This is a genomic window from Catellatospora vulcania, from assembly GCF_009720385.1.
GTDB classification, from domain to species: Bacteria; Actinomycetota; Actinomycetes; order Mycobacteriales; family Micromonosporaceae; genus Catellatospora; species Catellatospora vulcania.
On the sequence record NZ_ML769309.1, the window covers coordinates 134,685 to 148,135 of the forward strand.

General features: G+C 72.5%; 12 protein-coding genes. 9 read left to right on the forward strand and 3 right to left on the reverse strand.

The window, feature by feature from the left end; translation table 11 throughout:
- Positions 1 to 298: 298 nt before the first annotated feature.
- The 4 genes from F6W97_RS17510 (at position 299) to F6W97_RS17525 (ending at position 4,196) form a co-directional block, all read left to right on the forward strand.
- Positions 299 to 970, forward strand: a complete 672-nt coding sequence (locus F6W97_RS17510) for a maleylpyruvate isomerase family mycothiol-dependent enzyme (RefSeq protein ID WP_155371421.1) — start codon at positions 299 to 301, stop codon at positions 968 to 970.
- A gap of 32 nt (positions 971 to 1,002) precedes the next feature.
- Positions 1,003 to 1,515, forward strand: a complete 513-nt coding sequence (locus F6W97_RS17515) for a methylated-DNA--[protein]-cysteine S-methyltransferase (protein WP_155371422.1) — start codon at positions 1,003 to 1,005, stop codon at positions 1,513 to 1,515.
- Positions 1,516 to 1,531: 16 nt separating this feature from the next.
- Positions 1,532 to 2,083, forward strand: coding sequence for a phosphate-starvation-inducible PsiE family protein (locus F6W97_RS17520; protein ID WP_155371423.1), 552 nt, complete (start codon positions 1,532 to 1,534; stop codon positions 2,081 to 2,083).
- Between the two features lie 238 nt (positions 2,084 to 2,321).
- Positions 2,322 to 4,196, forward strand: coding sequence for a GGDEF domain-containing protein (locus F6W97_RS17525; protein ID WP_155371424.1), 1,875 nt, complete (start codon positions 2,322 to 2,324; stop codon positions 4,194 to 4,196).
- A 40-nt stretch (positions 4,197 to 4,236) separates the two neighbouring features.
- Here the strand turns inward: F6W97_RS17525 and F6W97_RS17530 are convergent, their stop codons facing one another.
- Entirely contained in the window at positions 4,237 to 4,689 is a 453-nt protein-coding gene (locus F6W97_RS17530; RefSeq protein ID WP_155371468.1) for a general stress protein, read from the reverse strand.
- A 64-nt stretch (positions 4,690 to 4,753) separates the two neighbouring features.
- Here F6W97_RS17530 and F6W97_RS41545 point away from each other — a divergent pair, with 64 nt between their 5' ends.
- Both F6W97_RS41545 and uvrA read left to right on the forward strand, forming a co-directional pair.
- Positions 4,754 to 5,068 carry a ribosomal protein bL36 gene (locus F6W97_RS41545; RefSeq protein WP_407924584.1) on the forward strand — a complete coding sequence of 105 codons (315 nt, stop codon included), beginning with the start codon at positions 4,754 to 4,756 and terminating at the stop codon, positions 5,066 to 5,068.
- A 123-nt stretch (positions 5,069 to 5,191) separates the two neighbouring features.
- Positions 5,192 to 7,720 carry an excinuclease ABC subunit UvrA gene (uvrA, locus tag F6W97_RS17540; protein WP_155371425.1) on the forward strand — a complete coding sequence of 843 codons (2,529 nt, stop codon included), beginning with the start codon at positions 5,192 to 5,194 and terminating at the stop codon, positions 7,718 to 7,720.
- Positions 7,721 to 7,784: 64 nt separating this feature from the next.
- Here uvrA and F6W97_RS40765 read toward each other — a convergent pair whose 3' ends face one another.
- The gene (locus F6W97_RS40765) at positions 7,785 to 8,771 is read right to left on the reverse strand and encodes a hemerythrin domain-containing protein (protein ID WP_230686762.1); all 987 of its coding nucleotides are present in this window, start codon (positions 8,769 to 8,771) and stop codon (positions 7,785 to 7,787) included.
- Positions 8,772 to 8,968: 197 nt separating this feature from the next.
- On the opposite strand from F6W97_RS40765, the gene F6W97_RS17550 reads away from it, so the two are divergent.
- The 3 genes from F6W97_RS17550 (at position 8,969) to F6W97_RS17560 (ending at position 12,059) form a co-directional block, all read left to right on the forward strand.
- The gene (locus F6W97_RS17550) at positions 8,969 to 9,238 is read left to right on the forward strand and encodes a GlsB/YeaQ/YmgE family stress response membrane protein (RefSeq protein WP_155371426.1); all 270 of its coding nucleotides are present in this window, start codon (positions 8,969 to 8,971) and stop codon (positions 9,236 to 9,238) included.
- Between the two features lie 84 nt (positions 9,239 to 9,322).
- A complete protein-coding gene (locus F6W97_RS17555) occupies positions 9,323 to 9,808 on the forward strand; it encodes a YdeI/OmpD-associated family protein (RefSeq protein ID WP_155371427.1) in 486 nt (161 codons plus the stop codon).
- A gap of 85 nt (positions 9,809 to 9,893) precedes the next feature.
- Positions 9,894 to 12,059: a COG1361 S-layer family protein gene (locus F6W97_RS17560; protein WP_155371428.1), complete on the forward strand. Its 2,166-nt coding sequence runs from the start codon at positions 9,894 to 9,896 to the stop codon at positions 12,057 to 12,059.
- 122 nt (positions 12,060 to 12,181) lie between these two features.
- Here F6W97_RS17560 and F6W97_RS17565 read toward each other — a convergent pair whose 3' ends face one another.
- Positions 12,182 to 13,300, reverse strand: a complete 1,119-nt coding sequence (locus tag F6W97_RS17565; RefSeq protein ID WP_155371429.1) for a WD40 repeat domain-containing protein — start codon at positions 13,298 to 13,300, stop codon at positions 12,182 to 12,184.
- Between the last annotated feature and the right edge of the window lie 151 nt (positions 13,301 to 13,451).

Sequence of the window (13,451 nt, forward strand, 5' to 3'; positions counted from 1 at the left end):
CCCGGGGCCGGCGGGGGCGGGGGGGCGTGGCCGCCGGGGGGGGGGGCGGCCCCCCCCCCCCCCCCCCCACGGCGGGTTCTCAGCGGTGCTCGACCCGGTTGAACGCCTGGATGAGGCGGGTCATCGCCTGCTGTGGCCGCCCACTGAGCAGGTTCGGGCGTCAAGCGTTCGTGAGAGCGTTTTCTCGGCCGGTGCCTGCGGACACGTTGCGGGAATCCGGCGCGGAGGCGACGATTGCGGGTCCCGCCGGGAGTCTCATCCTCGACCGGAATTCGCCGACGACCGCAGGAGGACCCCGATGACCCCGTCCCGAGACCAGCAGCGCACCCGCACCGCGGCGACGACCTGGGAGCTGATCCACGCCGAGCGGGCGGCGCTGGCCGACGACCTCGCGGCACTCGGCGAGGGCTGGTGGACGACGCCGTCGTTGTGCGCGGGGCTGTCGGTGCGCGAGGTGCTGGCGCACCTGACCGCCGGGGCGAGCCTGAACCCGGTGCGCTGGATGGCCGGTGTGATCCGCTGGCGGTTCGACTTCGACAGGATGGTGGCGATGCGCCTGGCCGAGCAGCTGGGCGCCGACGCCGCCGAGACGCTGGCCCGGTTCCGCGGTGTCGTGACGAGCACCGTCAAGGCGCCGATCCCCGTCGAGGCGGTGCTCGGGGAGGTGATCGTGCACGGCGAGGACATCAGGCGGCCGCTGGGCATCCGCCGGGAGTACCCGATCGGCGCGCTCACCGGGTTGGCCGAGTACTACCAGGGCACCGACATGGTCGTGCTGGCGCAGGGCCGGATCGGCGGGCTGCGGCTGGCCGCCGTCGACGGTCCGTTCGCCACCGGTTCCGGTGCGCTGGTGTCCGGCCCGACGCTGGCACTGGTGATGGCGATGACCGGGCGGGAGACATACTGCGACGAGCTGAGCGGGGAAGGTGTCGCAATCCTGCGAGACCGTTGCCGTACGCCGGTGAAATGATCGGCTGAGGCGACGGGGCAGGGGGCAGGGTCATGACCGCGCGGCACACCCGGATCGAGACCGGGCTCGGCGAGCTGACGTTCGTCGCAGACGGCGACGAGCTGATCGGGCTGTACTTCCCCGGCCACTGGTATCCGCCGAAGCCGGAGGCCGTCGGGCCCTACGTCGACGCGGCCGGTGACCCGCTGTTCACCAGGGCGGCCGACGAACTGGCCGAGTACCTGGCCGGGCGGCGCACCTCGTTCGACGTGCCGGTCGCGCTGCACGGGGACGACTTCCAGCAGCGGGTGTGGGCGCTGCTGCGCGAGATCCCGCACGGCGTGACCACCACCTACGGGGCGCTCGCGGCACAGCTGGGCAACCCGTCGCTGGCCCAGCGGGTGGGGCAGGCCGTGGGCCGCAATCCGGTCTCGGTCATCGTGCCGTGTCACCGGGTCGTCGGCAGCGACGGCAGTCTCACCGGGTTCGCCGGCGGGCTGGAACGCAAACAGTTCCTGCTCGAACTGGAGGAACCGGCCGAGGTCAAGGCAGGCAGACTCTTCTGAGGCATATCCTGAGAAGGTGTCCGAAGCGGGAGATAACCATCCGGTAGCGGATAAAGCGGATGCGCCGGACCAGTCCTCGCCGTCAAAGCTCGCCAAGACCCTGGTCGACACCGGCGACGCGGAGCGGGCCGACAACCCCGCGCTGCGGCTGCTCTCCCGGATCGAGTGGGTGCTGCTGTACGGGACCGCATTGGTGCTGCTGCTCGTCGGCGCCGTGGTGCTGGTGCTGACGGTGGCCGAGGCGCTCCGCGGGGACCTCGCGGTGACCGAGCGGCTGCTCCTCGTCATCGAGGAACTGCTGCTCGTGCTCATCATCATGGAGATCTTCGTGACGGTGCTGGCCAGCCTGCGCGGGGCGAGGTTCATGCTGGAGCCGTTCCTGCTCGTCGCGGTCATCGCGGTGGTGCGGCACATCCTGTCGCTGGTGGTGCGGTTGTCCGCCGTGCATACGGAGGCCGAGGTGCGGATCCGGCTGGTGGAACTCGCCGTGGACGCGGGCGTGGTGCTCGCCCTGGTCGGGGCCCTGGTCCTCAACCGCTGGTCGACGCGGCGGCACAGCGACGACTGAGCCGCGGCCCGCCCTCGCGGAAGACGGCGGCGAGCGCGCCGAAGGCGTTCCCGCAGGCGTCTGACCGGGCACGCACGGCCGCGTAGCGTAGAGGGCTGGCACACTTCGGCCGCCGGAGCAGGCGGGTGGGTGCGGCCGGCCACGGCCGTGACCCGTCATCAGCCGGACTCGCGTGCGCGCACGCGGCGATGGGGGGCTGCGGATGAACGGATCCGTGCCGCAGCGGCACGGGGGTCGTTTGCTCGACCCCGTCCTCGGCGCGCTCGCGGCAGTGGCGTTCGTGTCGTTGGCCGCGCTGCTGCTGGCACCCGTGCCCACGGGTGTGGTCGACGCCGTGCAAGTGGCGGTGTGGGCGTTTTTTGCCTGGCTGTGCCGGCAGGTCGGAGCGCAGCCACGGACAGCCCCGGCAGTCCGCCGGTTCTGGCGCTGCATCGCCGTCGCCGGACTCGTCTTCGCGGCGGGCAACCTGGTCACCCTCGTCGGCGGCTTCCGCCGCCCGCCGCAGGACGAGAACGCGGTCATCGTGTGGACACTGCTCGTCGCCGTGGGCGTGGCGATCCTGGGTTGGGCGATGTACGCCTTCCCCCTCGACACCATGGCCTGCCGGGCGCGGGCGCGCCTGCGGTTGGACGTGGCCGCGATCATGGTCGCGTTCGCCATGCTGGCCTGGCATCTGTGCGTGCCGGGAGGCTCCGCGCCGCCGCACACCGCCCGGCTCTACGTCACGGTGCTCGCCAGCGTCATGGCTCTGCTCGCGGTGTTCGGGGCGGTGAAGCTGCTGATCAGCGGCAGCGCTCCGTTCACGCCCGGGGCCGGAGTGGCGCTGGCGGCGGGGGTGGTGATCGGGTCGTGGTCGGTGCTTCACCTGCTCAACATGCACGCGTCCGATGCCCGGCTGCTGAACGCCGCGCAACTGGCGGCGGCCCTGCTGTTCGCCGCCGCCGCCCGGGTGCAGTGCCTGCAGATGGCGGCCAAGCCCAGCGGCCTGACCAGGCGGCGGCGACCGGCCCACAGCCGCCTGCCCTACGTCGCCGTCGCCGCGACCCAGGTCCTGCTCGTGGCCGAGGTATGGCGGGAAGGGCTCACGTTCCGCAGCTGGGGGATGGTCGTCGGCGCGGGGACGGTGGTGACGCTGGTGATGTGCCGGCAAAATTTGGCCTTCGCCGACAACGCGCAGTTGCTGCACCGCCTGCGCCACCAGGAGAAGCGCTTCCGGTCCCTGGTCCAGCACTCCTCCGACCTGACCCTGCTCGTCGACGCCGACGGTGTGGTCCGTTATGCCAGTCCCGCGCTGCGCGATCTGCTCGGTGTCGAACCCCGGCGGGCGGTGGGCCGGCCTCTGACCAGCCTGCTGGGACCGGATGACGCGCCCGCCGTCGAGAAGCTGCTGGCGGACGTGGTCGCCGACCCCACGGGCAGCGTGCGCCGGCAGCTTCAGGCGCACCATGTCGACGGCGCGACGCGCTGGGGCGAGGCCCTGGCCACCAACCGGCTCGACGAGGCCGACGTGTCGGGCGTCATCATCAACATCCGGGACGTGACCGAGGCCAGGACGCTGCAGGACCTGCTGCGCCACCAGGCCACCCACGATGAACTCACCGGGCTGCCGAACCGGGCACTGCTGAACGAGAAGGCCCGGCAGCTCCAGCACGAGCCGCTGCGCCAGGAGGCGGTCCTGCTGCTCGACCTCGACGACTTCAAGGCGGTCAACGACGAGCTCGGCCACTCGGTGGGCGACCAGCTGCTGGTCGTCGTGGCCGACCGGCTCCGCCGCTGCGTCCGGCCGACCGACACCGTGGCCCGGCTCGGCGGCGACGAGTTCGTGGTGCTGCTGACGGGGACCACCGTGCAGGGAGCAGTCGCCACCGCCCGCCGCATCCTGGGCGCGCTGGCGGAGCCCGTGATGATCGACGGCCACCGGCTGACGGCACGGGCGAGCATCGGCATCGCGGTCGGCTCCGACGAGCAGTTCGACGCCCTGCTCCGCGATGCGGACATCGCCATGTACGAGGCGAAACGCGACGGCTCGGGCATCCGGGTGCACGCTCGTCCGCCCAGCGTCGACGGCGTCCGGCCGGACGCCACCGCGAGCGGAGTCGTGCCCTTGCCGTGAGCGCCCTGCCGGGGCGGGCCGAACCGACGGCAGGAGGCGGTCAGCGTGCCGCGGTGGCAGGCGGGGCGCCGAGCCGGGCGAGCAGCTGGCGTGCCTGCTCGGCGTTCTCGGCGGTGACGCTGACGGCGTACTCGCCCGCCTGCAGCGAGCGGCTGGACGTGAAGTCGCGCCTGCCGCGGGTCATCGCGTGCGCGATCGCGCCGAAGATCGCGCCCCAGATGGCGGCGATCACCACCGCGGTGATCACGACGGCGAACCAGTTCGTCGGCACGAAGATGCCGAACAGCAGGCCGATGAACAGGCCGAACCAGGCGCCGGCGGCGGCGCCGTACAGGGTGGCCTTGCCGGTCGTCATGCGGCCGAGCACCTGCTCGACCATGCGCAGGTTGGTGCCGACGATAGCGGTGTGCTCGACGGGGAATTTGTTGTCGGACAGGAAGTCCACCGCGCGTTGCGCGTCGACGTACTCCGGGTAGGTGGCCACGGAGACCATCGCCCGGCTGGGGTCGACGGGCTGTACGGGCACCGGCTGTCCGGCGAAGCCGCCGGCTCCCGCCGTGGACGACGTGCTCATGATGCTCCCTCGGTCGGTGGTATCTGCTCAGCCTGATCATCGCGCGTCTGTCCGCCCGAACATGCCGTTTTGCCGGGTTTGTCAGACCGGCCTGCAGTTGATCGCGCTGACCTGCGGGAATGCGCGCCGAACCGTGGTGGTTGTCGATGGCGCAGAGAGAAAGGGCAGGTGCAACATGAAGGTCCGAAGCTCGCTTCGCAGTCTCAAGAACCGGCCGAACTCGATCGTGGTCCGCCGCCACGGCGCGGTCTTCGTTATCAACAAAGCCGACCCCCGCCAGAAGACCCGCCAGGGCTGACGCCCCGCGGTCGCGCGCAAGATCGGCAGACTTGCCAGGCACCTGGGCGTATGCGGGCACAAGATACGCACAGGTGCCTGGCAACTCCGATGATCGAGGCCTGGTTGTCGGTACGCTCATCAGGTGACCAGGACGCGGTCGCCGGCACACGATCCGTACGTCCGGGTCCGTGGCGCTCGGGTGCACAATCTGCGCGACGTCGACGTGGACCTGCCGCGCGACGCGCTGGTCGCGTTCACCGGCATCTCCGGTTCGGGCAAGTCCTCGCTGGCGTTCGCCACCATCTACGCCGAGGCCCAGCGGCGCTACTTCGAGTCCGTCGCGCCGTACGCCCGCCGGCTGCTGAACCAGCTGCCCGCGCCGCAGCTCAAGGAGATCACCGGGCTGCCCCCGGCGGTCGCGTTGCAGCAGCGCCGCGGCTCGGGCGGCGCCCGTTCGACCGTCGGGACCCTGACCACGCTGTCGAACCTGCTGCGGCTGCTGCTGTCGCGCGCCGGCACCTACCCGGCCGGCACCGAGCAGCGGCTGGAGGCCGAGGCGTTCTCCCCGAACACCGCCGCGGGCGCGTGCCCGACCTGCCACGGCCTGGGCCGCACCCACGTGGTCTCCGAGCGGCTCATGGTGCCCGACCCGAAGCTGAGCATCCGCGAGGGCGCGGTCGCGGCCTGGCCCGGCGCGTGGCAGAGCGTCAACCTGCGCGACATCCTCGTCGCGCTCGGCGTCGACGTGGACCGGCCCTGGCACCGGCTGCCGAAGTCGCAGCGGGACTGGATCCTCTACACCGACGAGCAGCCGGTGGTCGAGGTGCACCCGCACCGGGACCGGGGCGAGGCCGTGTACAACGGCCGGTTCTGGAGCGCCCGGACGCACATCATGCATACGCTGGCCAACTCCAAGAGCGAGCGCAACCGCGAACGCGCCCTGCGCTTCGTGACGATCGGAGCGTGCCCCACCTGCGACGGGACCGGGCTGCGGCCGGAGGCGCTGGCCGTCACCTTCGCCGGGCGCACCATCGCCGACCTCGTCGCGCTGCCGCTGTCGGCGCTGGCCGAGGTGCTGCGGCCCACCGCGACCATGGTCGATCCGGAGCCGGCGTGGGAGTCGTCGCTGTCGGGGGAGCGCACCGAGGTCGCGCGCACGCTCGCCGCGGACCTGACCGAGCGGATCGGCGTACTGGTCGACCTGGGGCTCGGCTACCTGCAGCTCAACCGGCCCGCGCCGACGCTGTCGCCGGGCGAGGCGCAGCGGCTGCGGATCGCCACCCAGCTCCGTTCGGGACTGTTCGGCGTCGTGTACGTGCTCGACGAGCCGTCCGCCGGGCTGCACCCCGCCGACGCCGAGCCGCTCCTGCAGGTACTCGACCACCTGCGCGCCGCCGGCAACTCGGTCTTCGTCGTGGAGCACGACATGGACGTGGTGCGCCGCGCGGACTGGCTCGTCGACGTCGGCCCCGGCGCGGGCGAGGCCGGCGGACGGATCGTCTACAGCGGACCGGTCGCCGGGCTGCGCGACGCGGCGGACTCGGCCACCCGCCCGTACCTGTTCCCCGGCCGCGCCCGCCCGCGACCGCGCGCACCGCGGCAGCCCACGGGCTGGCTGCGGCTGCGCGGCGTCAACCGGCACAACCTGCGCGACCTGGACGCCGACCTGCCGCTGGGGACGCTCACCGCGGTGACCGGGGTGTCCGGGTCCGGGAAGTCGACGCTGGTGACACAGGTGGTGGCCGAGGTCGTCGCCCGCCATCTCGGCGTCGCGGCAGCCGAACCCGACGACACCGCCGAGGGGGAGTTCGGCCTCGCCCCGGTCGACGACTCCGACGTGCTCGCCGCCGACGTGCGCGGCCTGGAGCACTTCGACCGGCTGGTACGCGTGGACCAGAAGCCGATCGGCCGCACCCCCCGCTCGAACCTCGCCACCTACACCGGCATGTTCGACGCCGTACGCAAGGTCTTCGCGAACACCGAACAGGCCCGCGCCCGCGGCTACGACCCCGGACGGTTCTCGTTCAACGTGCCCGCCGGGCGCTGCCCGACGTGTCAGGGCGAAGGTTTCGTCACCGTGGAGCTGATCTTCCTGCCGGGCACCTACGCGACCTGCCCCGACTGCCACGGCGCGCGCTACGACCCGGAGACGCTGGAGATCACCTACCGCGGCGCGACCATCGCCGACGTGCTGGCGATGACCGTCGAGCAGGCCGGGCGCTTCCTGGCCGACGTGCCCGCGGCCGCCCGCAGCCTGGGCACCCTGCACGAGGTCGGCCTCGGCTACCTGCGGCTCGGCCAGCCCGCCACCGAACTGTCCGGCGGGGAGGCGCAGCGCATCAAACTCGCCACCGAGCTGCAGCGCGCCCACCGCGGGCACACCCTGTACCTGCTGGACGAGCCGACCACCGGCCTGCACCCGGCCGACGTCGAGCTGCTGATGGGCCAGCTGCAGGACCTGGTCGACGCGGGGAACACCGTGGTGGTCGTCGAGCACGACATGGGCGTGGTCGCGACCGCCGACTGGGTCGTCGACCTGGGGCCGGGCGGCGGCGACGCGGGTGGCCGGATCGTCGCGGCAGGCACCCCGGAGCAGGTCGCCGCGGCCGACGGGCACACCGCGCGCTACCTGGCCCGCAGGCTGAGGCCCGGCACCCGGCGGTCGCCGTAGCCCGTCCGGGTACGCCGCGGCGCCCGCCGGTCAGGTGCACGGCGGGCGCTGCGGCTGCACCGGTTCACTTCAAGGAGTCGCGCAGCGCGCCCCGGATCCGGTCGGCGATGGCCGCCGGGGAGCCGTTCTGCGGACCCGACGCGGGCATGTCCGCGTGCGGGCGGTTCGCGATCCGTTCGGCGGCGCGGGCCGCGGTGGCGAGGGCGATCAGCTGCTCGGCCGGCACGTTCTCGCGCAGGTAGCCGAACTCCTCGTCCTCCTCCAGCTCGGCGTGCTCGACGACGGCGTCGCGCAGCTCGATCAGGCCGTCGTCGAACTGCGGGTGGTCGATGCCCATCTCGTACAGCCGGGTCAGGTCCTCGGTGGCCTGCTGCTCCTCCTGGAGCCGCGACTCGATCACGTCCTCGCCGTCGGGCACCCGCCGGGCGGCCAGCGGGTGTACCAGCTGCTGCTCGATGCTCTCATGGAGCACCAGGAGGCTCTTCAGCTGCTGCCAGGCCGCCTGCTTCTGCTCGCCGTGCGCCCGGCCGACCTGCCCGAACAGCTGCTTGATCTGCTCGTGGTGGGACAGCAGCAGGTCGATCACGTCGTCGTTGCCGCTCTCCCAGGCCGTCTCGGCGGCCCGGCCGGAACCGGCCTCGGCACGGGGGCCCGCCGTGGCGTGGTCGGTCTTCCTACCGGTGGCGCTCCCGGAGGTCTTGTGGGCGGCCGTGCCGGTCGACGTGCTCCCAGCCGTCTTGTGGGTGGTCGCGCTGCTCGACGTGCTCCCAGCCGTCTTGTGCGTCGTCGCGCTGCTCGACGTGCTCTTCGTCGGGCCGGTGCTCTTCTTGCCGGTCGCGATGTTCGGCGAGGCCGTGCCCTGGTCGGAGCGCATGGTCTTGACCGCGGCCTTGACCAGGTCCTCCTTGCGCATACCCGAGGTCCCGGTCACGCCGTGGTCCTTGAGCCAGCCGCGCAGCTGGTTGACGGTCATCGTGTCGATGTCGCCCGCCAGGTCCGCATGGTCATGCCCCCGGGCGGCCGAACCGCCGCTGCTCGTGTGCTCCGCCATCGTGTTCGTCCCTTCCTCCGCTGCGATCCACCCCCGTGGCGCCACTGTCCATCCTGAAGGAATCGGCATGGCCGCGGGCCGGGTTGGCGAACCTCGGCGCCCCCGTGTGCGCTGAGCGCGGCGAGGTTTGGCGCGGCGCGGATACGGGCAGCCAAGCGTCGCGGAGCAACCCCGACTCACGCATTAAGGAGCACACCATGACCGTCGCCGGTATCATCTCGGCCATCATCGTCGGACTCGTCATCGGCGCGCTCGGACGCCTGGTCGTGCCCGGCCGTCAGAGCCTGCCCATCTGGCTGACCATCCTGGTCGGCATCGTCGCGGCCCTCATCGGCACCGCGATCGCGCAGGCCGTCGGCGTCGCCGTCACCGACGGCATCGACTGGATCGAACTCGTCTTCCAGGTCGGCCTGGCTGCCCTCGGCGTGGCGCTGATCGCCGGCGTGCGCGGCCGCGGCACGGTCTGACCGCAACAGCGTGCAGCAGGCCCCGGACGACGTCGTCCGGGGCCTGCTCCGTGTCCGCCGTGGCGGGTGCGAGGATCGGATGCTGTGGAACCAGTTCGTTTCGAGGCCGTGCTCGCCGCCGCCGCCCGGGGCGGGATCGTGGTCCCCGTGCCGTTCGACCCGGACACGGTCTGGGGTCCCAAGCCGCGCCACCACGTGGCCGGCACGGTCGGCGGCCTGCGGGTGCGGGGTGTCGTCGAGGCGGTCGGCGACGGCTTCGGCTTCACGCTCGGCCCGGCGTGGCTGCGCGACTGCGGAGTCGACCTCGGCACGAGCGTGCCGGTCGAGCTGGTGGCCGAGGGTCCGCAGCGCGCGGACCTGGCCGAGGACGTGGCCGCGGCACTCGACGCCCATCCACGGGCGGGGGCGTTCTTCGACTCGCTGGCCCAGTTCTACCGCAAGGCTTACCTGCGCTGGATCGAGGCCACCAAACGCCGCCCGGAGCAGCGTCCGGCGCGCATCGCGGAGATGATCGAGCTGCTCGAAGCGGGGCAGAAGGAACGACCGCCGGCTGAGGGACCCACTTCTTAAAGTAGTCAAGCCCTTACGCAAAGTAACCCTGGCGCGTTGATGAATTGGGTGACGCACCCAGATCAACCAGGACAGGGGGACACCGTTGTCTCGTAGACGTCTTCTCACCGCGCAGATCGCGCTGGCCATGGCCGGCGGACTCGCGGTGGCCGCGCCGGCGGCCGCGGCGGCCGGCCCGTCCGGCCCCGCGGTCGCGAAATCGCAGGCCGGAGTGGACCGGTCCGTGCCGGTACGCAGCCTGCCGCACGCGGCGAACACCATCAGCAAGGGCGCGGGCTTCCGCGCCGTCGGCCGGGCGCTGTCCAACCAGGCGCTCGTGGCCAACCTCACCATCACCAAGGTGGGGGAGCCGAACCCGGTCCTCGCGGGCGAGGAGGTCACCTACACGGTCACCGTGACCAACACCGGCGACACCCTCGCCGGCGCGGTCGTCGTCACCGACGTCCTGCCCACGGGCGTGACGTACCTGGCCTCCTCGCCGCAGTGCACCGAGGCGAGCGGAACGGTCACCTGCAACCTGGGCCAGGTCAACCCCGGCCAGTCGGTGCCGATCGTGATCCAGGCCGGCGTGCCGGCGAACTTCGCCGGCCTCACGCTCACCAACACGGCCACCGTCACCGGTCGCGGCGACGAGACGCCCAGCAGCGTCACCACCACGACCGTGGTGCAGACCGCCGCCGACCTCTCGCTGACCAAGGTGTGCAAGCCCGACGAGCCCGCCCCCGCCGGCGGTGAGGGCTACTGCGACATCTACGTCGACAACCTCGGCCCGTCCGACGCCACCGGCGTGGTTCTGCGCGACGTGCTCACCTCCGCGGCGCCGTTCGCGGTGTCCCGGGTGCGGGTGAGCCCGGGGACCTGCACGCCGACCTCCACCGAGTCGACCCGCGACGTCACCCTCGACTGCACCCTGGGGACGATCGCGGCCGGCACGCGGGGCGTCGTACGAGTCGTCGTGACCGCCGCCGACGTGACCCAGATCAACGACGTCGCGACGGTGCGCGCCACCACGGCCGACCCGGACAAGAGCAACAACAAGGCCACCGGCCGCGTCGACTTCGTCGGCTCGGCGGACCTGAGCCTGGACAAGACCGGCCCGGAGACCGTCGACGCGGGCACCGAGCTCACCTACGTCATCACGGTGACCAACAACGGCCCGTCGACGGCCCGCGACGTGACCGTACGCGACACCATGCCCGTCGGGGTCACCTTCGACTCGGTGACCGCCTCGGTCGGCTCGTGCACCAACGGGCAGCCCGACGGCGGCAAGCTCGAATGCGGCCTGGGCAACCTCGCCAGCGGCGCGAGCGCGACCATCACCGTGGTCGGCGACGTGGCCGCGGACCTGGTGCCCGGCACGATCCTGTTCAACGAGGCCATCGTGTCCGGCGCCACCGCCGACCCGGACAACGACGACGTCCGCGAGAGCGTACGCACCGTCGTCGCCGCGTCGGCGGACCTGTCGGTCACCAAGGAGGACTCGCCGGACCCGGTGACGGCCGGCGGCCAGCTGAAGTACACCATCACCGCCGCCAACGACGGCCCGTCGGACGCGCAGGAGGTCGTGCTGACCGACACCCTGCCGGACGGCACGACGTTCGTGGACAGCAGCGGCGACGCCGTGTGCACCGCGGCGGAGCCCGGCGAGGTCGTCTGCGCGCTCGGCACCCTGCCGCAGGGCCAGGACCGGGAGGTCGTGCTCACGGTGACGGTCGGCGGGGACGTGCCGGACGGCACGATCCTCACCAACTCGGTGACGGTGTCCTCGGCGACCCCGGACCCGAACGGCGACAACGACACGGCCACCGCGACGACCACGGTCGAGGCCTCCGCGGACCTCGCGATCGAGGCCGTGGCGACGCAGGTCTGGCAGGAGCAGAACGCGCTCGCGTCCGGTGACAAGAACAAGGACAAGGGCACCGTCGTACTGCTGACGGTGACCGTGCGCAACCTCGGCCCGTCCGAGGCGCAGAACATCACCGTGCTGGACACGCTGCCGCTGCGCCCGGACAAGGTCACGGTGGAGTCGCTGCCGTCGGCCTGCACCTACGACTCGGGGCAGGACCACGTCGTGACCTGCACCGCCGACAGCCTGGCGGCGGGCGGCACGCTCGAGTTCCCGCTCAAGCTGAAGGTGCGCGCTGAGGGCGAGCTCACCAACACCGCCACGGTGTCGAGCACGACCCCGGACCCGAACCTCGACAACAACACCAGCACCATCCAGTTCTTCGTCTGGAAGAAGAAGGACTGACGATCGGCCGGTGACCCGGGCGTGACGGTGTCGCGCCGTTCGCCGGGAGGGCCACGGTACGGGATGGTCGGCGGTCCGCCGCCGATCCCCCCGGACCGTGGCCCGCGCCGTGTCTGCCGGGGCTAAGGACGTGCGCCCACGACATCAGGGCCCGTCGCCCGCAGCCCTTCGATGAACACCGTGCCGATGGTCTCGCCGACCACGGCCAGGACGTCCCCGGCGGGGGAGAAGCCGCCGACGGTCCCTTCGTGCCCGGTCCACAGCAGGCGGCCGGCCGCGTCGAACAGCACCGCGCCGCCGTCGTCGACGGCCAGCACCAGCGGCCCGTGCTCACCCCACACGCAGCGCGTGGCCACCGCGGCCAGCGGCGACTGGGCGGAGATGTCCGGCGGCAGGCCCTCGGCAAGGACCAGACGGGTGTACGCGACCCGGTCCGCGTCGAGCGTGAGCAGCACGGCGGCCGGGGCCTCCGGTGCGCCGCCCGCGACCAGCAGCCCGCTGCCGTCCGGTGCGAACGCCAGCGCGTTCACGGTCGACAGCCCGGTGTCGTGGTGACACCTGACCGTTCCCGTGTCGGCGTCGCGTACGACGATCCCGCCCGCCTCGCCCCCGTGGGCCAGCAACCGGCCAGCGTGGTCGAGCGCCACCGGGCCGCAGGTGGCGACCGGCAGCTCGACGATGATGTCGCCGGTCCCGGCGTCGATCACCCGCAGCCCGCGGGCCACTGATCCGGCCGCGACGAGGCGCCCGTCCCCGCTGAACCCGATCCGGGGCGTCATCCGGGGCATGTCGAAGGTGTCGACGGATTCGGCCACCGGGCCCAGGTCCAGCTGCCACAGCGCGTCGCCGCCGGGCGTACGCCAGGCGTGCAGGCGGCCCTCCACCGAGGCGACCGCGACCGAACCGTCCGGGCTGACCTGCACGTCCAGCGCTTCGTCGTGGAAGTCGCGGCCGTCGAGCAGCAGGCGTCCGGCGACGTCCGGGCCGGTGCCCCACACCGCGATGTCGCCGCCGCTGTGATGCCACTCGGCCGCCGCGCACAGCACCAGCCAGGCCGGGTCCGGCGGGCACGCCACCGCGACGGCCCCCTCGCCGAAGTTGGCGAAGTCGTCCTCGCCCGGCGAGCGCGGGGTGCCGCCGCTCTGCACGTCGTCGAGGTCGCCGAGTTCGCGCCAGGCCGCCAGCCGGTGCCACGACCGGTGCTGCCCGGCGCGCTGCTCGTCCCACCAGCCGTCGGGCATCGGCCTGCACCGTGCGGGCCAGTCCAGCAACCGCGGAGCTACGGCGGCCAGCTCGTCAGCAGACGCGCGTTCGAGCAGTGGCACGGCCTCGGCCCAGGCCTCGGCCGACGGCTCACCGGCCAGGACCGTGTCCAGTGTGGTCGTGCCTTCG

Coding starts and splice junctions, on each gene's coding strand:
- F6W97_RS17510 (WP_155371421.1), top strand. CDS start 299: ATGACCCCGTCCCGAGACCAGCAGCGCACCCGCACCGCGGCGACGACC.
- F6W97_RS17515 (WP_155371422.1), top strand. CDS start 1,003: ATGACCGCGCGGCACACCCGGATCGAGACCGGGCTCGGCGAGCTGACG.
- F6W97_RS17530 (WP_155371468.1), bottom strand. CDS start 4,689: ATGGTCTCCGTGGCCACCTACCCGGAGTACGTCGACGCGCAACGCGCG.
- F6W97_RS40765 (WP_230686762.1), bottom strand. CDS start 8,771: ATGGCGGAGCACACGAGCAGCGGCGGTTCGGCCGCCCGGGGGCATGAC.
- F6W97_RS17550 (WP_155371426.1), top strand. CDS start 8,969: ATGACCGTCGCCGGTATCATCTCGGCCATCATCGTCGGACTCGTCATC.
- F6W97_RS17565 (WP_155371429.1), bottom strand. CDS start 13,300: ATGCCCGACGGCTGGTGGGACGAGCAGCGCGCCGGGCAGCACCGGTCG.